The sequence below is a fragment of the Streptosporangium sp. NPDC000239 genome, from assembly GCF_040300765.1.
Lineage (GTDB): Bacteria > Actinomycetota > Actinomycetes > Streptosporangiales > Streptosporangiaceae > Streptosporangium.
Genome location: NZ_JBEPEI010000024.1, coordinates 79869 through 105752, shown reverse-complemented (window position 1 = coordinate 105752; position 25884 = coordinate 79869). Strand labels below are relative to the sequence as shown.

General features: G+C 69.5%; 18 protein-coding genes. 12 read left to right on the top strand and 6 right to left on the bottom strand.

Going from position 1 to position 25884, the window contains the following annotated elements:
- Positions 1-5: 5 nt before the first annotated feature.
- The 3 genes from ABT340_RS37715 to ABT340_RS37705 all read right to left on the bottom strand — a co-directional run bounded on the left by ABT340_RS37715 (position 6) and on the right by ABT340_RS37705 (position 3116).
- Positions 6-500 (bottom strand): flavin reductase family protein, encoded by a 495-nt coding sequence (locus ABT340_RS37715; protein WP_352015709.1) that lies wholly within the window; start codon positions 498-500, stop codon positions 6-8.
- A gap of 282 nt (positions 501-782) precedes the next feature.
- On the bottom strand, positions 783-1856 hold the full coding sequence (locus ABT340_RS37710; RefSeq protein ID WP_352015708.1) for a zinc-dependent alcohol dehydrogenase: 1074 nt from the start codon (positions 1854-1856) through the stop codon (positions 783-785).
- Positions 1857-1883: 27 nt separating this feature from the next.
- Positions 1884-3116: an acyl-CoA dehydrogenase family protein gene (locus ABT340_RS37705; protein WP_352015707.1), complete on the bottom strand. Its 1233-nt coding sequence runs from the start codon at positions 3114-3116 to the stop codon at positions 1884-1886.
- Between the two features lie 172 nt (positions 3117-3288).
- Here ABT340_RS37705 and ABT340_RS37700 point away from each other — a divergent pair, with 172 nt between their 5' ends.
- The 8 genes from ABT340_RS37700 to ABT340_RS37665 all read left to right on the top strand — a co-directional run bounded on the left by ABT340_RS37700 (position 3289) and on the right by ABT340_RS37665 (position 15184).
- Complete coding sequence (locus ABT340_RS37700) at positions 3289-7071, top strand: nSTAND1 domain-containing NTPase (protein WP_352015706.1); 3783 nt, start codon at positions 3289-3291, stop codon at positions 7069-7071.
- Positions 7072-7280: 209 nt separating this feature from the next.
- Complete coding sequence (locus ABT340_RS37695; RefSeq protein WP_352015705.1) at positions 7281-8309, top strand: alpha/beta hydrolase family protein; 1029 nt, start codon at positions 7281-7283, stop codon at positions 8307-8309.
- Positions 8310-8492: 183 nt separating this feature from the next.
- Positions 8493-9677, top strand: a complete 1185-nt coding sequence (locus tag ABT340_RS37690; RefSeq protein ID WP_352015704.1) for a saccharopine dehydrogenase family protein — start codon at positions 8493-8495, stop codon at positions 9675-9677.
- Positions 9678-9761: 84 nt separating this feature from the next.
- On the top strand, positions 9762-10682 hold the full coding sequence (locus ABT340_RS37685; RefSeq protein ID WP_352015703.1) for a PaaX family transcriptional regulator C-terminal domain-containing protein: 921 nt from the start codon (positions 9762-9764) through the stop codon (positions 10680-10682).
- A gap of 291 nt (positions 10683-10973) precedes the next feature.
- On the top strand, positions 10974-11804 hold the full coding sequence (locus ABT340_RS37680) for a DUF2382 domain-containing protein (protein ID WP_352015702.1): 831 nt from the start codon (positions 10974-10976) through the stop codon (positions 11802-11804).
- Between the two features lie 650 nt (positions 11805-12454).
- On the top strand, positions 12455-13090 hold the full coding sequence (locus ABT340_RS37675) for a GOLPH3/VPS74 family protein (RefSeq protein ID WP_352015701.1): 636 nt from the start codon (positions 12455-12457) through the stop codon (positions 13088-13090).
- 31 nt (positions 13091-13121) lie between these two features.
- Positions 13122-14594, top strand: coding sequence for an APC family permease (locus ABT340_RS37670; RefSeq protein WP_352015700.1), 1473 nt, complete (start codon positions 13122-13124; stop codon positions 14592-14594).
- Positions 14591-15184 carry a GNAT family N-acetyltransferase gene (locus ABT340_RS37665; RefSeq protein ID WP_352015699.1) on the top strand — a complete coding sequence of 198 codons (594 nt, stop codon included), beginning with the start codon at positions 14591-14593 and terminating at the stop codon, positions 15182-15184. The genes ABT340_RS37670 and ABT340_RS37665 overlap by 4 nt, the downstream gene beginning before the upstream one ends.
- A 504-nt stretch (positions 15185-15688) precedes the next feature.
- Here the strand turns inward: ABT340_RS37665 and ABT340_RS37660 are convergent.
- Positions 15689-15832 carry a hypothetical protein gene (locus ABT340_RS37660; protein ID WP_352015698.1) on the bottom strand — a complete coding sequence of 48 codons (144 nt, stop codon included), beginning with the start codon at positions 15830-15832 and terminating at the stop codon, positions 15689-15691.
- A gap of 364 nt (positions 15833-16196) precedes the next feature.
- Between ABT340_RS37660 and ABT340_RS37655 the strand changes: the two genes are divergently transcribed.
- Positions 16197-19022 carry an AfsR/SARP family transcriptional regulator gene (locus ABT340_RS37655; protein WP_352015697.1) on the top strand — a complete coding sequence of 942 codons (2826 nt, stop codon included), beginning with the start codon at positions 16197-16199 and terminating at the stop codon, positions 19020-19022.
- A gap of 36 nt (positions 19023-19058) precedes the next feature.
- Here ABT340_RS37655 and ABT340_RS37650 read toward each other — a convergent pair whose 3' ends face one another.
- Positions 19059-19889 carry an ion transporter gene (locus tag ABT340_RS37650; RefSeq protein WP_352015696.1) on the bottom strand — a complete coding sequence of 277 codons (831 nt, stop codon included), beginning with the start codon at positions 19887-19889 and terminating at the stop codon, positions 19059-19061.
- 99 nt (positions 19890-19988) lie between these two features.
- Positions 19989-21482: a carboxylesterase/lipase family protein gene (locus ABT340_RS37645; RefSeq protein WP_352015695.1), complete on the bottom strand. Its 1494-nt coding sequence runs from the start codon at positions 21480-21482 to the stop codon at positions 19989-19991.
- A 95-nt stretch (positions 21483-21577) separates the two neighbouring features.
- On the opposite strand from ABT340_RS37645, the gene ABT340_RS37640 reads away from it, so the two are divergent.
- The 3 genes from ABT340_RS37640 (at position 21578) to ABT340_RS37630 (ending at position 25881) form a co-directional block, all read left to right on the top strand.
- The gene (locus ABT340_RS37640) at positions 21578-22189 is read left to right on the top strand and encodes a TetR/AcrR family transcriptional regulator (protein WP_352015694.1); all 612 of its coding nucleotides are present in this window, start codon (positions 21578-21580) and stop codon (positions 22187-22189) included.
- A 466-nt stretch (positions 22190-22655) separates the two neighbouring features.
- The gene (locus ABT340_RS37635) at positions 22656-25298 is read left to right on the top strand and encodes an RCC1 domain-containing protein (RefSeq protein ID WP_352015693.1); all 2643 of its coding nucleotides are present in this window, start codon (positions 22656-22658) and stop codon (positions 25296-25298) included.
- Between the two features lie 136 nt (positions 25299-25434).
- Positions 25435-25881 (top strand): cytidine deaminase, encoded by a 447-nt coding sequence (locus tag ABT340_RS37630; RefSeq protein WP_352015692.1) that lies wholly within the window; start codon positions 25435-25437, stop codon positions 25879-25881.
- Positions 25882-25884: the final 3 nt, after the last annotated feature.

The following is a 25884-nucleotide window of genomic DNA, read 5'->3' as shown; positions in this document are numbered from 1 at the left end:
GGGCGTCAGGAAAGGGCGGCTGTGGCTTTGAGACGGGTGAAGGTGCGGTCGCAGTACAGCAACGGCATTCGGTGCGGGTCCGTGTGGAGCTCCTCGACCCGGCCGACGAGAATGCTGTGGTCACCGCCGTCGAGGACGGCGTGCATGGAACAGGCCAGACGCACCAGCGCGCCGGGCAGCCCCGGCAGGTTCATCTCGTACGGCCGCATGTCACCGGCTGCGAACCGGTCGATCCCGGAGGTGGCGAAACGCTGCGCGACCTCGACGTGCTCGGTCGCCAGGATGTTCACCATGAAGCGGTCGGCGGAGGTGAAGGCGTCGTGCGTGCTGGCGAAGCGGTCCAGGCACAGCAGGACGAGGGGTGGGTCGAGGGACAGGGAGCTGAAGGAGCTACCGGTGAAGCCCCATCGGCGGCCTGCCGCATCGACGGTCGTGGCCACGGTCACCGGGCCGGGGACCCGGGCCATGGCTTGTCGGAACGAAACGGCGTCAACGGACATCGGTGATCTCTTTCTCTGCTGAAAGAAACGGTGCGGGAGGCTCGGCGGACCTGACCCGCCCGGCCGTACCGGTTGACCGGTACGGCCGGAGGTCATCGGCTCAGCGGGTGACGCCGTACCCGGACGCCCGGCGGCGCGGTTCGCTCACGCGCCGCCGGACGCCGGTCACCGTGTGGATCGCCGGCGCGGGCACAGACGTCATCGCCTCCGGCGCGCGGGTGGATCAGGCGGGCCGCGACATCTCGGCGGCCGTGCCGGAGAACTCGCCGAACTCGGCCCGGATCACCAGGCGTCCCCCCGGAAGTCGACCACCGTCTTCAGCCCGGTGGTCGTACGGTAGTTCTCCAGGATCTTGACGAGACCGTCGTAGTCGTCGAACGGGTGGACGGTGGACAGCAGGCGCTTACCGTCGACGATCCCCGAGACCAGCATCTGCATGGCGGCGGTGATGACGTTGGCCGTGTGGTGCATGGGGAAACTGCTGACGTCAAAGGGCGAGGCGCTGATGTTGATGCCCTTGGCCAGCATCAGCCACGTGTCGAAGCTCTGCATCTCCTGGGACGCGCCGTACAGCACGTACCTGCCGCGCGGTTTGAGCTTGCGCATCGCGACCCGCCTCGGGTCCTTCGCCGGATCCGCCACATTGACGGTGGGCAGGCAGTCGAAGACGTAGTCGAAGGTGCTCTCCTGCACTTCCTCGATCAGTTCGTCCGGGAAGTAGGCGCGCTCGGAGAAATGCGCCTCCGCATGGGTGTTGCGGTGCGGATTGGCGTCCACGGAGACCACCGAGTGCGGCGCCAGCAGTTTCTTGATGATGCTTCCTGCGATGATCCCGATGGGCCCGGTACCGAGAATGAGCACCCGGTCGCCGATCCTGGGCGCGTTGGCCAGCACCGAACGCAGAACTCCCGTCGTCGGCTCGATGAAGGAGGCCTGCAGGTCGTCGAGCTCTTCGGGCACTTTGACGGCGGCCGCCCGCCGGTCGTCATAGAAATTACGATCGGCCTCGAAGACATCCGTTTTGATCTCTCCGGAGAATATAGGACGCAGTGTCCGATATTCAGCGAAGCCGTCGTAGTCGGTCTGTCCCCAGTAGACGATGCGGTCGCCGACCTCGATACCCGGGCCGGTGAACTCCGAACCGATCTCCACGACCTCGCCGAGATACTCGTGGCCCAGGACCACCGGATATTCGGAGGGGAACAGGTGGCCTTCGAAGAAGGAGACGTCGGTTGAACAGATCGATACGCATCGCGTCTTCATCAGCAGCCCGTCGGCCGGAACCGTGGGCTTGGGAAGTTCGGCCAGAATCGTCTTACGCGGGGCGAGAAGCTGTACGGCCTTCATGGTCTGCATGACTCTCTCCTCTGTACGTGACCGGCGTTAACGTCGCATCATCAGGGGGCCGCCCAGCAGGTACTGGCCGACCGTCTCGAAATGGGTGTGCGACAGGGTGATGTGTTTGACGGCCGTGTGGACGTCGCGGAAGTAACGCTCCAGCGGGCTTGAGGTGTAGATCGCCGTGGTCCCGGCGAGGCGGAAGGCGGTGTCCACGACGCTCGTGGCGTTCTCCGCGACGGTCGCGGCGGTGAGCCGGATCAGCGCGCTGAGCGCGTCGCCGCCGTCCTCTCCGCAGGTTTCCGCGTGCCACGCGGCGTCGACGAGCGCCAGGCGGGCGGCACGCAGCTGCGCCTCGGCCCGCCCCAGCTTCTCCTGCACGGTGTGGCTGCCCGCCAGGGGGTTCGTCGCCGCCGCCGGTGTCTTCCTCGTGGCCAGTGACTTGAACGCCTCAAGGGCGCCCTGCGCGGTTCCCACGGCGGTCGACGCCGAGGTGAACGGCCCGAAGTCGTAGTAGCCGATGGCGTACGCCCGGGACGGCCGGGCGGCCGGCGGCCGGAGCATGTCGGCGACGGCGACGGTGAAGTCCTCCGTGACGAAGGTCTCCTCGATCTCGAAGTGCTCGCTGCCGGTGCCCCGCAGGCCGATGGTGTGCCAGGTGTCGAGCATCCGGCACTCGGATTTGGGGACGAAGAGCATGCGCGTCTCCGGCCCGGTGTCCGTCATGTGGGGGGTACCGTCCTCGCCGGTGACGACCGCCGCGCAGATCAGCCAGTCGGCGTGCGCGGAGCCGCTGGCGAACGCCCAGGTGCCGCTCAGCCGGAACCCGCCGTCGACCGGGACCGCCCGTCCCGACGGGTTGACGCCGCCGACCACAAGCGTGTCGTTCTCCGCGAAGAGCTTGCGGGCGGTCTGCTCGGGCAGGTAGTCCGACAGCCGTCCGATCGCCCCCTGCACGCCCATCTGCCAGGCGACCGACGGGTTGGCGGCCGCCAGCCGCTGGATGACGGCCGATCCGGTTCTCAGGCTCACCTGGCCGCCGCCGAAGTCCTTGGACACCCACATGCGGTGGACGCCCGCGGCCCGGAGCGCGTCGATGACGGGCGCGGGAGTCACCCGTTCGTACTCGGCCTGCTCCCGGTGCTCGTCGATCACCGACGCCAGCGCGTCGGCTTTGGCGAGCCAGTGATCGGTCTCCGCGGTGGCCGGTGTTTTGTTCAACAGTCGTTTTGGCTGCTCGTTCACGTATCCCCCGGTCGTGGAAATCAACGCATTCATTTCCTCTTCTTTTCTCTGCCGCCGCCCCACAGTCGGGGCTTCGCGAGGATCCGGCTCTCGCCGTCCGTCTGCGAACCATTCCTAGCCATAGTTCGTTGTCCGGTATCGAAGGCTGCACACCAGACAACAAGCACCGGACAATGGCTCGGTGACCTGATGGGCGGGGGTGGAGATGCCACGAGCTGAGCGTCCCTTGGACGACAACGACAGTGCGTTAACGCGTTTCGCTGCTGACCTGCGGCTGTTACGCGCGAAATCGGGGGGACCTCCTTATCGAGAATTGGCGAGCCGGGCTCACTATTCAGCGGCGACGCTGGCCGACGCGGCGGCGGGCCGGAAACTACCGAGCCTCGCCGTGACGATCGCCTATGTACAGGCATGCGGGGGTGACGTGCATGAATGGGAGGAGCGATGGAAGACGGTCGCCGCAGAATCGGCCGAAGGGAACACCAAGGCCGAAAACGATAAGAAGCGGAATCCCTACTTCGGCCTGACTGCTTTTCAAACGGAAGACGCCGATTGGTTCTTCGGCAGGGAGCGGCTCACCGAGGAGCTGATGACCTGCGTGCGCGAACACCGTTTTCTCATGGTGCTCGGCGCATCAGGGGCGGGAAAGTCGTCGTTGTTGCGGGCCGGGTTACTGTCCGCGTTCGGAAAGGAACAGAAAACGGCTTCCTGGCCGACGTTGCTGTTCACGCCCGGACCGCATCCCCTGGACGAATGTGCCGCGCGCCTGGCCACCTTGGGTCATGAATCGGCCGCCACCCTGCGCAAGGAACTGGACGAAACCCCGCGTGCCCTGCATCTGGCCGTGTTGCAGGCGCTGACCGACCGGCCCGCGGACAGCGAACTGCTGGTGGTCGTGGACCAGTTCGAAGAGGTCTTCGCCCTGTGCCGAGACGCCGACGAGCGTGCCCGGTTCATCGAGGCGCTGGTCACCGCCGCCCGGGCGGCCAACAGCCGCGTCCGTGTCGTCCTCGGGGTACGCGCCGACTTCTACGCCCGCTGCGCCGAACACACCGATCTCCTTGAGGCGCTGCGGGAGTCCCACCTGCTGGTCGGGGCGATGAACGTCGAGGAGCTGCGCCGAGCCATCAGCCGGCCCGCGGTACAGGCGGGCTGCGTGGTCGAAAGCGCGCTGCTGGCCCGCCTCATCGCCGACGCCGCGGGGCAGGCGAACGTCCTGCCGCTGGTTTCGCACGCCCTGCGGGAGACCTGGCGACGCCGTCGCGGCAACGCCCTGACCCTGTCCGGTTACGAGCGGGCCGGCGGCATACATGGGGCGATCACGGCCACCGCCGAACAGCTGTACGCGAACCTGTCGGACGCCCAGGCCCACCAGGCACAGCGGATCCTGCTGCGGCTGATCAACCCGGGTGAGCAGGCGGCAGACACCCGCCGCCCCGCCTCCTACGCCGAGCTGCTTCCCGACACGAGCCCCGACGCCGCCGAGGTGCTGGAACAGCTGGCCGCCACCAGGCTGGTGACCCTGCACGAGGACACCGCCGAACTCGCTCACGAGGCTCTCATCTCCTCCTGGCCGCGCCTGGGCGAATGGATCGATCAGGAACGTGAGCTGTTACGCGTGCAACGGCACCTGACCGAGGCCGCCACCGGCTGGCAGGAACTCGGTGGTGACCCCGGTGCCCTGTACCGGGGAACCCGCCTGAGCGCCGCCCGGCCTCTGCTGGCCCACCCGCAGGACCTCACCTCGCTGGAGAGCGCCTTCCTTCGGGCCTCCGTCGAGGCGGCGGACCAGGCCGAACGCGCCACCGTCCGGCGCAGGAAGCTGGCACGTCTGGCGGTGGCCGCGCTGACCGTCCTGAGCGTCCTGGCCTCGGCCGCCGCCGGGGTGGCCATCACCGCGGCCCGCCAGGCCGACGCCCGCGGCCGGGAGGTCCTGGCCCGGCTCGTCGCCAAGAGCAGCGACGAGCTGGCCGCCACCGACCCGGCCCTGGCCGGACTGCTGGCCGCGGCGTCCTGGCACTTCACCCCCACCGCCGAGGCCCGCTACACCATGCTCACCACACTGACCGGCTCCCTGGACGGCGTCCTGAACAACCCGGCCGGGGGCGTCACCACCGTGGCCTTCAGCCCGGACGGCGGCCTGCTGGCCGCCGCGGGCGCCGACGGAAGTGTGCAACTGTGGCAGGTCGCCGCTCGTCACCTCGTCGCCACTCTGCCCGCCGGTCCCGCCCGCGACAGCGATGTCCGCACCATGGCCTTCAGCCCGGACGGCCGCCTGCTGGCCACCGCGGGCGCCGGCAAGGACGTACGGCTGTGGGACGTCGCAGGCCGCCGCCTGACCGCGACCCTGTCCACCGGTCACACCACCGCCGTCACCCTCGTGGTGTTCAGCCCGGACGGCACCAGGCTGAACACCGTCGGCGACAGCGGGAACGTCCAGGTGTGGGATGTCGCCACCCGCCGCCCTGCCGTCACCCTGCCCGCCACTCCCGCCCACGGCGTGACCGGCGTGGCCTTCAGTCCCGACGGCGCCACTTTCGCCACCAGTTACGTCAACGAGACGCACGTGCAAAGCTGGGACCTGGCCACCCGTCGCATGAACGGTCCGTTGTTCGACGGCGACGTCGGCCCCTCCCCTCGGGTGAGGTTCAGCGCCGACGGCACCACCGTCGCCACTTTCGGCGACAACGCGAACGTGCAGTTGTGGAACGTCGCCACTCACGGGCGGGTCGGCCATCCGCTGCCCACCGGCTACACCAGCGAACTGGCGTTCAGTCCGAACGGCGCCACGCTGGCCATCGTCGGCAAGGGCGAAAAACGCATCCAGTTGTGGGACGCCCACACCCAGAGCTCCACCGGCGTCCCGTTGAGCGGCCACACCGGCCCGATCACGGATATCGCGTTCAGCCCGGACGGCGGCATCCTGGCCAGTTCCAGCGACGACGGAACCATCCGGTTGTGGAACACCTCCGCACGCCACGAGAACAGTGTCCTTCTGACCGGCCACACGCTCGATGTCACCACCGTGGCCTTCAGCCCGGACAGCCGCCTGCTGGCCAGCGGCGGGAACGACAAGACTTTCCGGCTCTGGGACGTCACGGCACGCCGCCCGATCGGCGTTCCCGTGACCGGCTCCGCCGGCGGCATCGCCACGCTGGCCTTCAGCCCGGACGGCCGCCTGCTGGCCGCCTCCGGCAGCGACACGAGCGTTCACCTCTGGAGCGCCGCCACCCGCCGCCCGATCGGTACCCTCACCCCCAAGGGGAGCCAGGGCGCGGTGAACACGCTGGCCTTCAGCCCGGACGGCACCAAGCTGGCCACCGGGAACTGGTACGGCGCCACCCAGCTGTGGGACGTGACCACCCACCAGCCGATCGGCGCCCCCCTCCTGAGCCACAGCGGCGCGGTGAACACGGTGGCCTTCAGCCCCGACGGCCGCCTGCTGGCCACCGGCAGCTGGTACGGCGTCGTCCAGTTGTGGAACGTGGCCACCCACCAGCCGATCGGTACCTCCCTGATGGGACACGGCAGCTCGGTGAACACGGTGGCCTTCAGTCCCGACGGCACCACCCTGGCCAGCGGTGGAACGGACAGGACCGTCCGCCTGTGGGACGTGGCCACCCGCCACCCGATCGGCGCCCCCCTGATGGGACACAACGGCTCAGTGAACACCGTCGCCTTCAACCCGGACGGCACCACCCTGGCCAGCGGCGGAGAGGACAGAACCATCCGGCTGTGGGACGTGGCCACCCGCCACCCGATCGGCGCCCCCCTGATGGGACACAACGGCTCAGTGAACACCGTCGCCTTCAGCCCCGACGGCACCACCCTGGCCGGCGGCGGAGAGGACAGAACCATCCGGCTGTGGCAGGAGAGGATACCGGAGGACCCCTCCGCGGAGGTCTGCGCCGTCGTGGGCCGCTCCCTCACCCCGCAGGAATGGCGGCAGTACATCCCCGGACAGCCCTACCAGCAGGTCTGTCCTTAACGCGTTTCCGCACGTCATCGGCCTGAACGGTACGGCGGGGCAGGGATGGCGCCCCGCCGTGCCCGGCCCTTCGTCCCCCGCCACCTGGTCGCGTACGGGTTCGGCCTGGTCACGGCCCATCCGTTCCGAGGCGAGCACCGATGGCCACGGTACCGGCGCGACCAAATTTCTATTGACAATCCTACGATCGTATTTATTACGATAGTTACATGAAAGCAAGGAAGCGGGTCGGACCACTCTGGATCGCCCTCGCCTGCGTGCTCGTCCTGGTCGCCGGGGCCTGTGCGTGGATCGTCGTGCAGAACGATTTCGCCGTACGCGAGGTGCGGGTGACCATCCCCGGTCCGAAGCAGCCGCTGAAGGCGGTGCTCGCGCTGCCGACGGAGGGGAAGGGCCCGCGAGGGCTGGTTGTCCTCGCTCACGGGGACGGAGTGGCGGACGCCTCCAGGGACGGGTTCTACCGGCCGATCTGGGAGGCGTTCGCACGTGCCGGATACGCCTCGCTGTCCTGGAACAAGCCCGGCGTCGACGGCGCGCCGGGGAACTGGCTCCACCAGAGCATGAGCGATCGCAGCGCGGAGGTCGACGCCGCGCTGGATTGGGCGAAGCGGCGACCGGAGATCGACCCGAATCGGCTGGGAGTGTGGGGGATCAGCCAGGGCGGCTGGGTGCTGCCCAAGGTGGCGGGAGACCGTACCGACCTGCGCTTCATGATCCTGGTAGGGGCTGCGGTGAACTGGTTGCGGCAGGGCGAGTACAACCTGCGGGCCGAACTCCAGGACCAGGGCGCGCCGGACGACAGGCTCGGCGCCGAACTCCGCCGGCGTGCCGCCCAGATCCGCCTTCTTGAGGAAGGCGCCGGGTATGACGAGTACCTCGCGTCCGGGCTGGACGACCCGCCGATGAGCAAGGACCGGTGGCGGTTCGTTCTCCGGAACTTCCGCGCCGATGTCACGGACCAGCTTCCGAGGGTGCGCACCCCGACTCTTCTCGTGCTCGGGGACCACGACCGCAACGTCGACGTCAAGGAGACCGAGGCCGCCTATCGCGCGGGCGTCCCCCAGGGCCTGCTCACGGTCGAGACGCTCCGGGGCGGCTCCCACAGCGCGGCCAGGTACGAACTGGACACCCCCGGCAGCGTCCGGGGTCTGATCACGTACGTCGCCGCCCCCCGTTCGCTCTACGTACCCGGCTACCTCGACTCGCTCACCGACTTCGTGAAGAAGCACGGGCGGTGACCATGGAGGAACCACGCCTCCGGAGCGGCCCCGTTCGGCAGGTGGGAGAGCAGACCAGGCGGTACCCGCGTGAGGGCGTCCTCCGGTTCCTGTCCGATCCCACCTACCTCGACCGGCATTCCACGCCCAGGTACCAGCGGCTGTGGCCGGCGTTCCTCAACGTCCGTAAGGGGATGGTCTTCGATGGGCGAGCGATACCGTGTGGTCGCGCTGGGCGGAGCCGGAGCGATGGGCGGACCCGTCGTCGAGGCGCTCGCCGGGCGCGCGGACATCGCGGAACTGGCGATCGCCGACCGTGACACCGCGGCCGCCGAACGCCTGGCCGCCCGCTTTCCGGGCGTCTCGGTCGCGCCGGTGGACGCCTCGGACCCGGTACGGCTCCGCGAGCTCTTCCACGATGCCGACCTGGTCCTCAACACCACCGGCCCCTTCTTCCGGCTCGGTGTGCCGATCCTGCGGGCGGCGATCGAGAGTCGTACCCATTACGCCGACATCTGCGACGACTGGGAACCGACGCTGGACATGCTCGCCATGGACGCCGAGGCGCGGGAGGCGGGCGTGATCGCCGTGGTCGGAGCCGGGGCCAGCCCGGGCACCGGCAACATGCTGGCCGCGCTGGCGAGCCGAGAACTGGACACCGTCGAAGACGTCTTCACCGCCTGGCCGGTGGACGTCCCGTTCGTCGGAGACGACCCCGCCGACGACGCGTCCGACGGAAACTCGGCCGCCCTCGTCCACTGGATGCACCAGCTGTCAGGAAAAATCATGACTTGGTCGGGCGGGGAACCCGCCGAGGGCCCGCCGCTCGAACCCGTCCGGCTCGACTACCCCGGGCTGGGCACCGGAACCGTCTACACCGTCGGCCATCCCGAACCGCTGACCCTCCCGGCGACCTGCTCGGTCACCCGCGACTCCGCCTGCGTCATGGTGGTCAGGCCGGAGACGGCCGCCTACCTGATGACCCTGCGCGATGAGGTCGACCGGGGAAGGCTCTCCCTGGAACAGGCCGCCGCCGCGATCGAGACCCCGACCGCCGCCCGCTTCGCCCGCTCGGCCATACGTCGGCTCTCTCTGCGCGGCCCCGGCTCGCTTCCCCCCTTCTTCGCACTGGCCACCGGACTCCGGTACGGCCGGCCGTACCGGGTCGGCGCGAGGCTGATCGCCTCGCCGCGCGGGATGGCCAGGATGACCGGGATCCCTCTGTTGCTCGCGGCGGCGCAGATCCTCGACGGCACGGTGCGCACCCCCGGCGTCCACCCGCCGGACGCCGTACTCGACCCGGCAAGATACTTCGACGAGCTGGCCGCCCACTGCGACCCGCCCCGCACCGGCCGCGACGAGGTCGTCAGGGTGGACCACACCCCATGACCACGGATCATGGCGCCCGACACAGAATCTTTCATGCATTCGACTATCGAGCCCAATACGATAGTTCTTTTGGAGGGCCGCAGCATGGACGTCCATGTCCCCACCCGGATGCTCGTCGAAGCGCTCGTCCGCACCGACCTCACGGTCGACGCCGGCGACCTCTACGCGACCGCGAACCTGCTGCGCATGAACGACCAGCAGGTTCGCCTGTGCATCAAACGCCTGGTCGCCGAGGGACGCTTCGTCCAGGAGGGACGAGGGCGCAAGGCGATCCTGCGCGCCACCGGCGGCACCGAACGCGCGATGGGCCTCGACGTCGAGTTCGTCACCCACGCCTTCCGCCAGGACGCCGGGCTCGCCCCCTGGGACGGCGCCTGGCACCTCGTCGGCTTCGCCGTACCGGAGAGCGCGCGGCCCGCCCGCGACGCGCTGCGCGCCTGCCTCACCTTCCTCGGCGGCGCCGCCATCCACGGGGGCCTCTACCTCAGCGCCAATCCTTGGGAGCCGTACGTCGAGGAGCACGCCCGCCGCCTGGACATCCTCAACCACGTCACCTTCCTGACCACCCGGGACCTCCGTCGCGGCGAGGAGACCGATCCCGTCGCGCTCACCCGCGCCATGTGGCCGCTGGACGAGATCGCCGAACGTTACGACCGGCTCGCCGCGGTGGCGGAGCCCCGGCTCGCGCTCATCGAGGATTCCGCCGATCTGTCCGGGGCGCAGCGGCTGACCGTCGCGGTGGAACTGGCCGCGGAGTTCACCCGCGCGATGGAGGCGGACCCGCTCCTTCCTCCCGAGCTCCTCCCCCCGTCCTGGCCCGGCGCCCGAGCCCGCGCCCTGACCGCGCGCTGCTGGTCGCTGCTGGAGGAACAGAGCGACCAGGACGACAGCGGGATCCGCCTGTTCAGGCTCTACGGCGACACAGCCGTCACGACGCCCCGCGAGTTCGACCTCGACAACCGGCGCTCGGCCGGCCATGACCCGACGGTGCACGGTCCGGGCTGACCTGGCCTTCTCCCATGAGCCCGCATGAGGCGATTTCATGCGTTCTTTGCCCACTCCACCAGCTTTGGTGACGGATCCGGCGGCGGCTGCCAACCGGAGTACTCCGACGTCATGGTGCCCATCCCGCCGGGAGGCGTTCCGGGGTCGATCGATGTCGAACCGCCGTTCCCGCCCTTCCCGGCCTCCCGGTGGCGCCCGCACCCCCGAGGAGACAGGGAAATCCGCCGATCAGGTTTTCTTTCACGGCATCGCGGTACGCGGTAGAGAGTCGGACAAAAAGGGAGAAACCGGATGATTACCCAGAACCAGATCTCAGCGGTGATCGACCAGACCGTCTACGACAACCACGGGGACAAGATCGGCAAGGTCAAGCACGTCTACCTCGACGACAACACCGGTCGCCCCGAGTGGCTGTGCGTGCGGACCGGGCTGTTCGGCATCAACGAGACCTTCGTCCCCATCCAGGGCGCCGACGTGGTCGGCGACCACGTCGAGGTCGCCTACGACAAGGACCGCATCAAGGACGCTCCCAACATCGACGTCGAGTCCGGCGGCCACATGTCGCCACAGGAGGAGCGCGAGCTGTACAACTACTACGGCATCGACCTGGACGCCTCCTGGAGGGAGGCCAACCAGCCGGGTGAGACCGGCTGGGCGCACACCGGCGGCCAGCGGGAGCGCGAGCGCCTGGGCTCCGTCGGCCGGGAGCGGGAGGCCGGACGCGCGGACCTCACCGGCGACGACGCGATGACCCGCTCGGAGGAGCGGCTGACGACCCACACCGAGAGCCACGAGATCGGCCGGGCGCGGCTGCGGAAGTACGTGGTCACCGAGGAGCAGCAGGTCACCGTGCCGGTCACCCGAGAGGAGGTACGCATCGAGCGCGAGCCGATCACCGAGGAGAACCGGGACGCCGCGCTGCGGGGCCCGGACATCTCCGAGGCCGAGCACGAGGTGACCCTGCACGAGGAACGGGCGGTGGTGGAGAAGAACACCGTCCCGGTGGAACGGGTCCGGATGACCACCGAGAAGGTCACCGACGAGGAGACCATCACCGAACAGGTCCGCAAGGAACGCATCGAAGCCGAAGGAGACATCGGCGAGGACGGCCGCGCCTTCTGAGCGCGGGGGCGACCCGTCCGGAAGCGCCCTCACCGCTCCACGCCCGCCGTCATGACCGGCCGACCGCTCGTCTCGAACCGACGGCTGCGTCCAACAGGTGTCCAGCAGGTCCCGCACGGGGCGAGCACGGCCGGTCAGTCCTCCCGCGCCTCTCGCTGGCTCCCGTAGATCGGGCCGCCTGCCTGTATTCGGGGAGCGGCCCTCCTCACGCCGACCGCCCCGGCCCATGCCGTCCCTGGCCGGAGGTGAGGGCCGGAGAACCGGGCGACACAGCTGGAGTTCCAGGACGGCCGGGAGCCGACCGGCACGACGAGGAGGTCCGTAGGGGTATTACGCCAGTCTGAAAATACCAAAAAACACCGTATTAAACCCCATGGGATTCACGAGACGGCACCCTCGGGAGCCTTCTGACCGGGGTTGTTCCGGCCCTCAGAGGCCTTGACGGACCGCCCCCCGACACCCGTCCGCGACCGGCCAAAAATAGGCGAATTCCCGAATTCGGCAGAACTTTCGATAGACCGTTCGACACAGCTCCAGGTTGTCGGCCGCCTGTCCGTTTCTTCGGATCTCACCAGGCTGAGCTATGTCCGGATCCGGAACTTCGTTCACATAATGACAGATTTAATGATTTAGCTATACGATCGCCGTTCGTGGTTGGAGTTAATCCCCCAAGAACCCGATTGGCCGACGACCTGTTCTTTGTCATGCATGACAACTCGACCGGCCGGCCGCGGCTTCACGCCCGCCTGGCCGGTCTGGGGCTGGCCGCCGCCATCCTGGGAGAGCTGATGCTCGCCGGGCGGACAACCGTGGGATTGGCAGCGGGGCAGATACGGCTCGTCGTTCTCGACACGGCGCCGCCCGGAGACGCGGTCACCAGGACCGCCTTGGACCACATCATCGCCGAGCCCGCCCACCGCCTCCATACCTGGTTGCAGTTCTTCGCCCGTACGGCGCTCGCCGACGTGGCGGCCCGGATGACCGCCGACGGGCTGCTGCGCCCGCCCGGCAGACGCCCGTCGCGGAGGCAGGCACCGGTCGACGTGAACATCGCGGCGTGGCCCGGTGGACGCGTCAACCTGGCGATCCAACGCCGTGAACCGCTCAACGTCCAGGACAACGTCCTGCTGGGGCTGCTCGTCGTGACCGGCGGCAGCCGGCTCGTCCTGTGGGAACAGAACCCGGGATATCTCTCCGATTCGGTCGCCGCCCTCCCGGCGCCGCTCCAGGAACTGATCGCCCAGACCGAGGCTGCCGTGGGTGACTCCATCATCAGCCGCCGGTGAACCCACCCCCCTCACTCCAAGGATCCTCCCCATGTCCGTGACAGAACGAAGGGCCAGCGCCGTCTCCGCCGCACTGGCCCAGGACCGCCTCGGTGTGCCGTCGGTGGTGTTCTTCGTCATCTCGGCGGCGGCGCCGCTGACTGTCATCGGCGGTTCGGTGACCTCCGCCTACGCCGCGACCGGCGTGACCGGCGTACCGCTCGCCTTCATCCTGCTCGGAGCCATCCTGGGCCTGTTCGCCGTCGGCTACGTGACGATGGCCCGTTACGTCGTCAACGCCGGGGCGTTCTACGCCTACACCGCGAAAGGACTCGGCAGGCCGATCGGAGTGGCGACCGCGTGGGTCGCGTTGCTGGCCTACAACGCGCTCCAGGTGGGCCTCTACGGCATGATCGGCGCGGCGGCCCAGCAGCCGATCACCGACTGGTTCGGAAGCTCCCCTCCCTGGTGGGTCATCGGACTGGTCGCCTGGGTGCTGACCGGGGTGCTCGGCCTCATGCGGGTCGACGTGAACGGGAAGGTCCTGTCGGTCCTGCTGCTGACGGAGATAGCCGTCGTCATCGTGTTCGACGTCGCGGACCTGATCAACCCGTCGGCCTCGGGCTACAGCCTCGACGTCTTCTCCCCCTCAAGCCTCTTCGTCCCCGGGATCGGTGCGGTGGTCGCGATCTGCATCGCGTCCTTCGCGGGCTTCGAGTCGTCGGTGGTGTTCTCCGAGGAGACCAAGGACCCGAGGCGTACGGTGCCGATCGCGACCTACGTCGCGCTCGCCGTCATCTCGGGCCTCTACGCCGTCTCGTCCTGGGCGATGACCGTGCCGATCGGCTCAGGCAAGATCGTCGACGCCTCACGTGAGCAGAGCTCGGCCCTGCTGTTCAACCTGGCCGGGCGGCACCTGGGGGCGACCATCGCCACCATCGGCTCTCTCCTGTTCGTGACGAGCCTCTTCGCCGCGCTGATCGCCTTCCACAACACGATCTCCCGTTACATCTTCGCCCTCGGCAGGGAGAGGGTGCTTCCCGAGACCTTCGGTCGCACCTCCCCCGGGACCGGCGCCCCGATCAACGGCTCACTGGCGCAGAGCGTCATCGGGCTGATCACGATCGTCGTGTACGCGGCCTTCGGCCTGGACCCGGTCGTCCAGCTGTTCTTCACCGTCGGATCGTTCGGCGGCCTGGGGCTGCTCATGATGCTGGCGGCCACCTCGGTCTCCGTGCTGGTCTTCTTCTCCAAGAACCCCAACGAGGAGAACGCCTGGCGGACCAGGATCGCCCCGGGCATCTCCTCGGTCCTGCTGGTCGTGGTCATCGCACTCGTCATGATCAACTTCGACACCGTGCTCGGCGTGGCCTCCGACTCCCCGCTGCGCTGGATCATGCCCGCCGTCTACTTCGTCGCCGTGGGGCTCGGCGTCGTGTGGGGACTCACCCTGCGGTCCAACCGGCCGAAGGTGTACGCGAACATCGGGCGGGGCGCCCAGGCCGCCGTGGGAGGGGCCGAATGACAGAGATCATCCGCATCCAGAACGTTCCCGGAGCGGCCGAGGCCGTCGGCGCGATCATCGCCACCTCCTTCCACGAGCAGGAGATCTCGGCCTGGATGGTCCCGTCGGACGACGACCGCCGCCAGGTCATGCCCCCCTTCTTCTCCATGGCCACCGAGAGCGCCCTCGTCCACGGCGAGGTCCACGCGACGGCCGACATGACCGCCGTGGCCGTGTGGTTCCACAAGGGCGTCGAGCCGCTTCCCGAGATCCCCGGCCGGGACGCCCGGGTGGCGGAGCTGGCCGGTCCCCACGCGGAGCGCATCGGGCGGATGGGAGAGGAGATGGACAAGCGCCATCCTCACGAACCGCACCACTATCTGGCGTTCCTCGCCGTGCTCCCCGGGCACCAGCGGCGCAGGACGGGGACCCGGCTGCTCCAGGGGTACCACCGCGGACTCGACGAGGCGGGCATACCCGCGTACCTGGAGGCCAGCAGTACCCACAGCCGCAGGCTCTACCTGCGCCACGGTTACCAGGACCTCGGCGACCCGATATTCATGCCCGGCGGCCCGCCGATGTTCCCGATGTGGCGCCCGCCGAACCCCTGACCCGCGTACGGCCCCGCCCCCGCCTGACAGGCGCCCGGCAGGCCTCGGGCGGTCTCGCCGACGCCCCTGTTGCCGGCGAGACCGCCCTCACGTCGTCGGATCCCGAACCGGGCGCCCGACGATCACGGCCGACCCGGCGGAGGGTCGGGACGGGCCTGGGAGGCGTTTCCCGAGCCCGCCGGCCCCTGCGCCGGTGGTGATCCATGTGCTTGCCGTACGGGTGACCACAGGGAACGCGAACACCGAGCCGTACCAGGTGGTCCTGTCGTCGGCTTCGGAGCCGAAGCCGTATCCGCCCTTTTCCCGGTCACCGGCCTTCGTGTCGCCGATGCCGTAGGAGAGGCGGCGGTGCCGTTCCACGGTCTCCGAACCGATCAGCCTGCTGATTCGGGCGGCTCACCGGGGACACCTGTTGGTGAGAGTGGTGCGGTCCTTATCCGAAAGCCGATTTTCGGCACGCGCGAAAACGGTCCGGTCGATGCGGTCGTCGACACCGACGACGGCCTACGAGGCCTCGCCCGCGTCGACGGTCACCGCGGGCCGCTCGGCCGCCGGATCGTCCGGCGCGGCCAAGGCGGAGAAGGCCGTACCGACGACCATGTCGGTCAGCGTGATCTCTGAGATCAGGAGCAGGCGACTGACGAGCATTCCAGGTCATCTCCTTGGGGGTGGACATGGCTCCGTTCCGTTCCTGCGGTGGGATGCCCGTCGGCCGAACGGCCCACCGGTCTGGGATCGTCCCGTCAGCCCGGCCGGTGGAACCGCCACGGGAACGCCTTGGGAGAAGGCGTCTCCACGGTCGGCCGAAATCAAGCTGTTCCGGTCTTTCCAGGTTTCCGGTGAACCACCCGCCTCCGGCGGCCGGCGTGTTTCCCGCATCCGCTCTTCCGCTTTTTTGGTGGAACGAGAACCACTGTGCGCCATTGCCTGTGGACGAACCTTGGGCCAACCTTGAACCGGCTGGTCCGACCGGCCGTCCCGGGCCGGAATTCCCGCTGGAAAGGTGAACGGAATGGCCGTGGAGTTCGGCTTGTTCGGTGGCGTCGAGGCGCGAGCCGACGGTCGGCCGATCGAGCTGGGCCACGCCCGGCAGCGATCCGTGCTGGCGGCGCTGCTGATCGATGCGAACCGGGTGACATCGGTCGAGCAGCTGGTGGACCGGGTGTGGGGCGAGCGTTCTCCCCAACGGGCTGAGGGAACCCTGTACAGCTACGTGTCCCGCCTGCGTCAGGCACTGGCTCCGGTCGCCGGTGAGGCGCGTCTTTCGCGGGCCTCCGGTGGCTACGTCCTCGCGGTCGACGCCTCCACCGTGGACCTGCACCGTTTCCGCGACCTGACCGCCCGGGCCCGCACGGCCGATGACGACGGCACCGCCGCCTCCCTGCTGGAGCAGGCGCTCGGCCTGTGGCGGGGAGAGCTCTTCCCCTCCCTGGACACCCCGTGGTTCAACTCCGTACGCGAGTCCCTGGGAAGGGAACGGTTCGCCGCCGAGCTGGATCTGGGCGATGTCCTGCTGCGGCTCGGACGGCACGCGGAAATGCCCTTCGAGCTGGCCGCCCGCACCAGGGAACATCCGTTGGACGAGCGCCTGGCCGGTCAGCTCATGCTGGCCCTGTACCGCTGCGGCCGTCCCGCCGACGCCCTGAACCACTACCGGGACCTCCGGAGCCGGTTGGCGGATGATCTCGGTATCGACCCGGGCCCGGAGCTGCGGCACCTCCATCAGCAGATCCTCACCGCTGATCCGGCCATCGCCGTACCGTCTCCCGCCGACTCCCCCACGACCGGCGCCCACCCCGCGCCCACTCCGGTGCCGCGGCAACTTCCGGCACCGCCGCCGATGTTCACCGGCCGGGACCTGGAGGTGAAGGTCCTCTGCGGAATGCTGGATCCCGACGAGCCCCGGCACGCCCACGTGGTGGCCGTCGACGGAGTCGCCGGAGTCGGGAAGTCCGCGCTGGCGCTTCATGCGAGCCATCGGATGGCACACGGGTTCCCCGACGGGCAGCTCTACGTCAACCTGCAGGGCGCGTCTGCCGCGGGAGCGCCGCTGACGCCGTACGACGTCCTCGTCCAGTGGCTCCCCCAGCTCGGTGTGGCGGGCACGGATGTGCCCGGCGAAACAGGGGCGGCGAGCGCGCTGTGGCGCTCGGTGCTGGCGGGGCGGCGCCTGCTGCTGGTGCTCGACGACGCCTTCTCCGCCGAGCAGGTCCGTCCGCTGCTGCCCGCGGAACGCGGATGTGTGACGGTCGTGACCAGCAGGAGCGTGCTGTCCACCCTGGACGGAGCCGAGTTCGTGCACCTGGAGCCGCTGGCCCAGGAGGAGGCGGTGACGTTGCTGGAGCGGCTGGCGGGTGCGGGCCGGGTGGTCGCGGACCCGACGGCCGCCGGCGACGTCGTCGGGTTCTGCGAACGCCTTCCGCTCCTGCTGCGCATCGTGGCCGCCAGGCTGGCGGCCCGTCCGAGCTGGTCGATCCGGGTGATCGCCGACCGGCTGGCCGAGGAGCACCGGCGCCTGAACGAACTGCAGGCCGGTGAGCTGAGCGCGCGGGCGAGCCTCGCGGTGAGTCTGCGGGAGACGAGTGAGGAGGGCGCGCGGGTCTTCGCGTCTCTCGCGATGGTCGGCGTGACCGAGCTCGACCTGCCGCTGGCGGCCTCGCTCGCCGGCCTGCCCTGGGCCGCCGCAGAAGCCGTCCTGGAACAGCTCGTCGACGCCCGCCTCATCGACTCGCCCGTTCCCGGCCGTTACCGGATGCACGACGTGGTCCGGCTCTACGCCCGCGAGCAGGCCCGCGTGCGGGCCGACACCGCCGGGTGGAGCGCCACGCGACGCCGGGTGCTGGATCACTACCTGGCCCTCACCCAACAGGCCGCCCTCCTGCTGGACCCGGAGGAGGCCTCCGCGCTCACGACCGGACCGCCGCCGGCCCATCCCTCCGGTTTCGCGTTCGACGACCGCTCGGAGGCGAGTGCCTGGATCGACTTCGTGGCCCCCCATCTGCCGATGATCATGGACGAACTGGCCGGTTCCGACGACCTGACCGCCGACATCGCCCTGCTCGCCCTGGAGGCCTATCCGGCGCTGGTGGTCCGCGACCGCTGGACGGAGCTGATCCGGCTGAGTTCCATCGCGGTCAGGACCGCCCGCGACGGCGACCGGCGGGTCCTTGAGGCACGGGCCCACAATCTGCTGGGCATGGCGTACGGCAACACCGGCCGGTTGGACGAGAGCCTCGCCGAGTTCGATCTCGCCCTCCGGCAGTGGGAGGAGATCGGTGACCGGCACCAGATGGCCCGCGCCCTGAACAACCTGGGCCTCGTCGCACGCCTGCGCGGCGACCTGCCGGAGGCGGTGCGCTGCCACGAACGCAGCATCCTGCTGTTCCAGGAGGTCGGGGACTCCAACGGGCAGGCTCGGGCCCTGTCCAATCTGGGCCTCGTCCACCAGCGCATCGGTGACCACGACCAGGCGATCGTGGCGCACGAGGAGGCCGCCGGGATATTCCGGACCCTGGGCGACCGGTACCGTCTCGGCCTCATCCTGGGCAACCTCGCCCGGTCCGTACGGCTGGCCGGCCGGATCCGCGAGTCCCTCGACCGCTACCAGGACAGCCTGAGGGTCATCCGCGAGACCGGTAACCGTTCCGGTGAGGCCGAGCAACTGTGGGGACTGGCACAGGCCCTGCACGACCTCGGTGAGTCCGACCTCGCGCGTGCGCAGTGGCGCGCCGCCCTGGACATTCTCCGCGAGTGCGGTGACCTCACCGCCAAGGAGGTGGAGGCCATCCTCGCCCAGCCCGTTCCACAGGCGCCGGCGGCCATCAGCAGGGGAGTCTGAACGAGGATCGGCCGTCCGGCCCGGACCCGGGAGCGGTCAGAGTGCCGTGTGGTGGTCCTTCCTGGAGGAGTGCATCGTGTCGATTTTGGCGTGCAGCCGGGCCAGGTCCTCGGCGATGGCTGCCAGCCGGTCCTCGGTCCGCTGTTCCTCCGTCGAGGTGTTCTGGTCGTCCATCGCGTTGACCACGACGGCGATCAACAGGTTCAGCACCACGAAGGTCGTCATGAGGATGTAGCCGACGAAGAACACCCACGCCCACGGTTCCCGCCCCATGACCCTCTCGGCGATGTCCGGCCACGCCTCACCGGTCATGACCTGGAACAGGGTGAACAGCGAGGTGGGCAGTTCGCCGAAGTACTCCGGGGCGATCCCTCCGAACAGCTGTGTCGCCAGGACCGCCGAGACGTACATGACCAGAACGAGCAGGCCGACGATCGACAGCATGCCGGGGATGGCGGACAGCAGGGCGTTGACGACGTTGCGCATGCTGGGCACGGCCGACACCAGGCGTAACGCGCGCAGGATCCGCAGGGTGCGCAGGATCGAGGTCGGGCCCGAGGTGGGAACCAGCGCGACGCCCACGATGATCGTGTCGAACCAGTTCCACGGGTCGCGGAAGAAGGCCCCACGGTAGGCGTACAGCCGGGCGGCCAGTTCGACGGCGAAGACCGCCAGGGCGATCCTGTCGACGACGTGGAGCAGTCCGCCGACGTGATCGACGAGGTAGGAGGACGTCTCGCAGCCGATCGTGATCGCGTTGATCACGATGACCGCGACCACGGCCCGCTGCAGAAGGGAACTCTCAAGAAAACGGCGCGTCCGTTCCCGTACCGGCACCTGGTCGATTCCTGAAGGATGGGGGTTCACCCGACGATCATCGCAAACCGCCGTCCACGATTTTCGGACAGATCCCCCCATGCGGCTCATCAAAGGAGAATTCGACCGATGATCGGGCAGCTGCGGCGTCTACGGGAGGTCGAAGGGAGCCGGGAAGTGGTCCTCCCAGATCCGGCGGGAGGCCTGCTCCGGGTAGGGCAGGGTCTCCGACGGGGCGTCCAGGACGCGGGTGAGCCGCCGGTCGGGCCGGTGGGCGGCCCACCCCGCGTCACCGGTGGTGACGAAGCGGATCCACGCCTCCTTCAGCTCGCGGGAGAGAGCGACGGCCTCGGGGGTGGGCTCGTCGCCGATGAGCTGTGTGCCGACGGGGCTGTCCAGGGTGCCGAACGCCAGGGGGACGTCGAGGCTGTGACAGGCGCCCAGGGCACCGCCGAGGGCCGGAGCGCTCCAGCGCAGCTCGAACAGGTACGAGGTGCCGCCCGCCGCGGCGTTCGCCTCGGCGAGCTTCTGCGACGGCATGCGGAAGAGCGCGTCGGAGTACACCGCCTCCACCAGTTCCTCAGGGCCGGCCTGCGCGAACGCGGCGCGGTACGCCTGCGCGCCGTACGGCTGGGGGGCGAGCAGTTCCAGTGCCGTGCGGGCGTCCTGCTCGGTGAAGGTGCCCCGCCGTCCGCCCATGACGCTGAACAGCCGGAACTCGTCCCGGGTGTGGCCGACGAGCAGTTCGGTCCCGCTCGCGCGCGCACCGGTCAGCGCGGGCCAGGGCGTCTCGGGAAGGACCTCACCGTCGACGACGGGGCACAGGGAGGTGCCGGTCCCCGTGATCCGCCCCCAGCTCTCCCGGTGCGCGTGGAGACCGGCGTTGAAGGAGGTGAGCTCCGCGGCCAGGCGCCAGGGGTCGACGTCGCGCAGGGCCGCGGCGGTGGGGGCCGCCGCCCCGAACCGGTCCGCGAGCGCGGCGGTGATCCGCCGTGCCAGCGCGGGGGTGCTGTGCAGTCCCGGCACCGAGTGGGCGACGGCCCGCCGGAACAGGCCGCGCGCCGGTTTCATCGTCAGGAGGGCGGCGACCGACCCCGCCCCGGCGGACTGTCCGGCCACGGTGACCTGGTCGGGGTCGCCTCCGAAGGCGGCGATGTTCCGCCGCACCCATTCCAGTGCCGCGATCTGGTCGAGGAATCCGCGGTTGGGCGGCGCGTCGTCGAGGAACGCGAACCCCTCCGCGCCCACGCGGCAGTTGACGGTCACCACGACGAGTCCCGCCTCGGCCAGCGCCGCCGGGTCGTACATCGGGTCGCTCGACATCGCCGTGACGTAGCCGCCCACGGGCAGCCACACCAGCACCGGCAGTCCCGCCGCGCCCGGGTCCGGAGTGCCGACGTTGAGCGTCAGCCAGTCCGTGCCCCGCTGCGGGCCCACGTCGACCGGCAGGGACAGCGGAACCACGGGACCGAACTCCGTCGCCTGCCTCGTCCCCTCCCAGCGGTCCGGCGGGGCCGGCGCGGCGAAGCGGAGCTCCCCCACCGGAGGCCGGGCGTAGGGGATGCCGCGGAACACCGCGTGCCCCTGCCGCCAGAGCCCCCGCACCGGGCCCTCCGTGGTCCGTACCCTCGGCTGTCCAGACATGACGTCTCCTTCCCTGAGTGGGGCCAGGATTATAGGTCAGCTGTATTATGTCAACTGTATTGGAAAGACTCCGGGACACGAGGGAGGGACCGGCGATGCCGAAACAGGTGGATCACCGTGAACGCCGCGAGGCGATCGCCCGCGCGTTGTGGCGGGTCGTGGAGCAGCGCGGCGTCACACACCTGACGCTGCGCGTGGTGGCGCAGGAGGCGGGCATCTCCCTCGGGCAGCTGCAGCACTACTTCGCCTCCCGGACCGCCATGCTCTCCTTCGCCATGGACTTCGCGTCCGAGCGGACCTCGCTACGCGTCGCCCAGGGCCTCGAAAAGCTCGGCGACCACCCGCACCCCCGTGACGTGCTGCGACTGACGCTCATGGAGATGCTCCCCCTGCACGCCGACGCCCGCGCGACCAGCCGGATGAGCACCGCCTACGTCCTGGAGGCACTACACGACGAGGCCGTCCACGAGCAGGCGCGTCACGGCCTCACCCGGGGACGGGCCCTTGTCGAACGGTTGGTCCGCCATGCGATCGCCGACGGGCACATCGCCCCCGGCCGCGACCCGGCGACCGAGACCAACCTGCTCCTCGCCCTCACCGGCCTCACCCCCCTGATCGAACTGAACGTGATCGAACCCCGGGACGCGCTCGCCGCGATCGACCTGCACCTGGACAGGTTGTTCGACGGGAACGACCGGAGGGCGTGACCCGCACCCGAAGCGGATTCCGCGCCGGATCGGCGGACCGGCCGCCGACCCACGCCCGAGGCAGCGTTCCGCGTGACGGGAAAAGCCGTCAGAATGATTTCCACAGGACGGAACGCATCGGGAAATCTCGAATTCCAACCTCTTCGCAGAAACGCGCCGATCTCCATCGGCCCAATGGATTCCCTACGACGCGAAATCGGCGTTGTCAAGCCGGTGCACAGCCAATTTCCTGCGACAACGGCCAGCACAATGACGCTGCGCATCCACCCGGAAGCCAATCGTGCAAATCAAATTCACAGTTGATTTTCACACATGTGATCGGCCTATGCTGACCCGTCGGCTCCCTTGGTCCCACAACAAACCCATCGCGCGGGAAACGCGCCATTCGGCGTGCCCGCACGCCCAAAGTCACGAACGCCGGGCGGCACCCGCGCACCCCAGAGGACGACGAGAAGAGGAGAATTCGGTGCCAACTCACTCCGCCACCCGGGGTCACGGAGGACCACGGTCACGGTGGCTCACCGCGGCCCTGCTCTCCGTGGCCGTCGGCGCGCTGTCCGGCGTGGTCGCCGCGAATCCCGCCTCGGCCGAGCCCGCCCCGGCCTACGACCACAGCAAGGACAAGGGCACCGCCCCGGGCACCCACGCCCCCCTGCCCAAGGGCTTCTCCACGACCCAGCTCTCGGTGAAGTTCAAGCCCGGCCTCGCCGTACGGCTGCGCGGGCAGGGCCTGGTCGCCAAGGACTCCGGAGACACCGCGGACATCCAGAAGGTCCTGGCCAGGTACAAGGACGCCTCCATCAGGCCCCTGTCCTCGACCTCCGAGACGAAGACCACCGAGCAGCGCCTCCAGCTGGAGAGGAAGACCGGCAGGCAACTGCCCGACCTCAACTCGTGGTTCGTCGTCACCGCCCCCAAGAGCGGCGTCGAGGGCCTGCTGAAGGACCTCAACGCCCTGCCCTCGGTGGAGATCGCCCAGGCCAAGCCGAACGTCCGCTCCTTCTCGGAACCGCTGCGCCCCCATCAGAGGTACCTCAACTCGGCCACCTCGGTGTCGGGCGGCGGGGTGGACGCCGAGTACGCCCACACCCAGACGGGTGGCAAGGGCGACGGCATCACCGTCACCGACATCGAGGTCCAGTCCACGATCATCCCCGCCTACGGCGGGCAGACGATCTCCGCCGGAGACGACCACTCGCTGATGCTGGACTCCCTCGGCCATGTCTGGGCCTGGGGGGACAACAGCCAGGGACAGCTCGGCACCGGGGACACCGCGGCCAGGAGGATCCCGGTGCAGGTCCCCGGCCTGGACAACTTCATGTCCGTCGCCGCGGGCAACGACTTCTCCGTGGCGAGGAAGAGCGACGGCACCGTGTGGGCGTGGGGTGACAACAGCCAGGGCCAGCTCGGTAACGGCACCCTGACCGACAGCTCCGTCCCGGTGCAGGTCGCCGGGATCTACAACGCCGCGAGCATCAGCGTCGGCCCCAACCACGCCCTGGCCGTCCTGACCGACGGCACCGTACGCGCCTGGGGCGACAACAGCCAGGGCCAGCTCGGCTACGCCGGCTCCGACTCCCCCGTCGCCATCACCGTCCCCGGCCTCACCGGCGTCATCACCTCGACCGGTGGAATCGCGGCGGGCTACGGCCACTCCGTGGCGCTCATCAACGACGGCACCGTCAAGGCCTGGGGCGGCAACGGCACCGGCCAGCTGGGCGACGGCACCACGACCAACCGCACCACCCCGGCCGCCGTCACCGGCCTGACCGACGTCAGGCTGATCAGCAGCCGGGGCTACCACACCCTGGCCGTCCTCAACGACGGCACCGTCAAGGCCTGGGGTGACAACGACCAGGGACAGCTCGGCGACGGCACCACCGTGGACCGCAAGACCCCGGTCGCCGTCCCCGGCCTGACCAACGTCAGCGACGTCTCGGCCGGAGCCCTGCACAGCCTCGCCACCACCTCCTCGCTCACCTCGACCACCTACGCCTGGGGCGACAACGCCCAGGGACAGCTCGGCGACGGCACCACCGTCGACCGTCCCTCCCCCACCGCGATCTCCCCCTCCCTGGAATGGGTCGCGGCGGGCCGTACCCACAACATCGGCAAGGCCGGCTCGTCGTTCTTCACCTGGGGCGTCAACGGCACCGGCCAGCTGGGCGACGGCACCACCACCACCCACATCACCCCGACCCAGCTGAGCGGAGTGGCCAACCGCTGGAACCTCTGCCACGAGGACCTCGCGGGACGCGTCGCGGCGGGTCAGATCGTCCAGCTGCCGTCCGCGTTCGGTGACCCGTGCTCCACCGACGCCGGCACGATCTACCACGGCACCGCCGTCGCCGGGATCATCGGCGCCCAGGACGACAACGGCGTCGGCATGGCGGGCATCGCGCCGCACGCCACCCTGCACCTGACCGGCAACGCGATCCCCGACCCCGTCGCCTACACCACCGCCCACTCCCAGCCGGGCGACGTCATGCTCTTCGAGTTCGGGGCCGAACCCGAGGCGTACAAGCACTACCCCTGGGAGTACGACAGCAGCGTCTACGACCAGATCGTCCTGGCCGTCGCCGCCGGAGTGACCGTGGTCGAGGCGGGGGGCAACGCGAGCAGCAACCTCGACGATCCCCTGGACCCCTACTCCGCCGTCATCATGGGCCGCCCCGACTCGGGCGCCATCATCGTCGGCGCCGGAGCGCCCCCCAGCCCCGGCGGCACCAACTGCCTCGGCTCGACCCCGCCCGCCGAGCGGACCGCGATGTCCTTCTCCACGTACGGCTCCCGCGTCGACCTCCAGGCCTACGGTGCCTGCGTCGCGACGCTGGGCGTCCCCTTGGCGAACGACCTGACTCCCTCGGAGACCAACCCCAACAAGATCTACTCCGGCAGGTTCAGCGGTACCTCAAGCGCCAGCGCCATCATCGCCGGAACCGTCGCCTCCCTGCAGGGCGTGGCCAAGGCCAACGGCGGCGTGCTCACCCCCGTCCAGGCCCGCGACACCCTCAAGCTCACCGGAACGGGACAGCCCGCGAGCGACCCCCGCCACATCGGCCCGCAGCCCAACCTGCACGCCGCCATCGACGACATCCTGACCCCCTGACCCCCTGACCTGCTGACCTTTGGCCGGAACGACCTTCTGGCCGGAACCGAGGGCCGGTGAACGCGCGGGCCACGGGACGCCTCCCGTGGCCCGCGCCTCGTATCGTGGAGGCCTGTTCTACAACGGGAGACACCGGATGCGACTTGATCAAGCCCTTGTGGACGCGGCCGTCGCGCAGATGGAACGGCGCTGGCCCGCCGACGAACCGGGGGGCGCCGCGGCCGTCTACCTGGAGGACGGGCAGATCATCACCAGCGTCGGCCTGGACAACTTCAACGGCGGGGTGTCCCTGTGTCATGAGACCGGGGCCTTCTGCCAGGCCTACACGCTCAACAAGAGGATCACCGCCTCCGTGTGCGTCTTCCGGGAGTCCGCGCGGGACCGCGTCCTCTTTCTTCCTCCCTGTGGCGTCTGCCAGGAGCGCCTGGCCCTGTGGGGGCCCGACGTGCAGGTCGGTGTGCCCGACGACTCCAGCCCGGCGGGATGGGGCGTCCGCACCCTTCGCGAGGTGAACCCGTACTACTGGGCGCAGCAGTTCACCGAGGACGGCACCTGGCCCACCCTTGAGGCCCACTCCTCCTGAGCC

Coding starts and splice junctions, on each gene's coding strand:
- ABT340_RS37715 (WP_352015709.1), bottom strand. CDS start 500: ATGTCCGTTGACGCCGTTTCGTTCCGACAAGCCATGGCCCGGGTCCCC.
- ABT340_RS37710 (WP_352015708.1), bottom strand. CDS start 1,856: ATGCAGACCATGAAGGCCGTACAGCTTCTCGCCCCGCGTAAGACGATT.
- ABT340_RS37705 (WP_352015707.1), bottom strand. CDS start 3,116: ATGAATGCGTTGATTTCCACGACCGGGGGATACGTGAACGAGCAGCCA.
- ABT340_RS37700 (WP_352015706.1), top strand. CDS start 3,289: ATGCCACGAGCTGAGCGTCCCTTGGACGACAACGACAGTGCGTTAACG.
- ABT340_RS37695 (WP_352015705.1), top strand. CDS start 7,281: ATGAAAGCAAGGAAGCGGGTCGGACCACTCTGGATCGCCCTCGCCTGC.
- ABT340_RS37690 (WP_352015704.1), top strand. CDS start 8,493: ATGGGCGAGCGATACCGTGTGGTCGCGCTGGGCGGAGCCGGAGCGATG.
- ABT340_RS37685 (WP_352015703.1), top strand. CDS start 9,762: ATGGACGTCCATGTCCCCACCCGGATGCTCGTCGAAGCGCTCGTCCGC.
- ABT340_RS37680 (WP_352015702.1), top strand. CDS start 10,974: ATGATTACCCAGAACCAGATCTCAGCGGTGATCGACCAGACCGTCTAC.
- ABT340_RS37670 (WP_352015700.1), top strand. CDS start 13,122: ATGTCCGTGACAGAACGAAGGGCCAGCGCCGTCTCCGCCGCACTGGCC.
- ABT340_RS37665 (WP_352015699.1), top strand. CDS start 14,591: ATGACAGAGATCATCCGCATCCAGAACGTTCCCGGAGCGGCCGAGGCC.
- ABT340_RS37660 (WP_352015698.1), bottom strand. CDS start 15,832: ATGCTCGTCAGTCGCCTGCTCCTGATCTCAGAGATCACGCTGACCGAC.
- ABT340_RS37655 (WP_352015697.1), top strand. CDS start 16,197: ATGGCCGTGGAGTTCGGCTTGTTCGGTGGCGTCGAGGCGCGAGCCGAC.
- ABT340_RS37645 (WP_352015695.1), bottom strand. CDS start 21,482: ATGTCTGGACAGCCGAGGGTACGGACCACGGAGGGCCCGGTGCGGGGG.
- ABT340_RS37640 (WP_352015694.1), top strand. CDS start 21,578: ATGCCGAAACAGGTGGATCACCGTGAACGCCGCGAGGCGATCGCCCGC.
- ABT340_RS37630 (WP_352015692.1), top strand. CDS start 25,435: ATGCGACTTGATCAAGCCCTTGTGGACGCGGCCGTCGCGCAGATGGAA.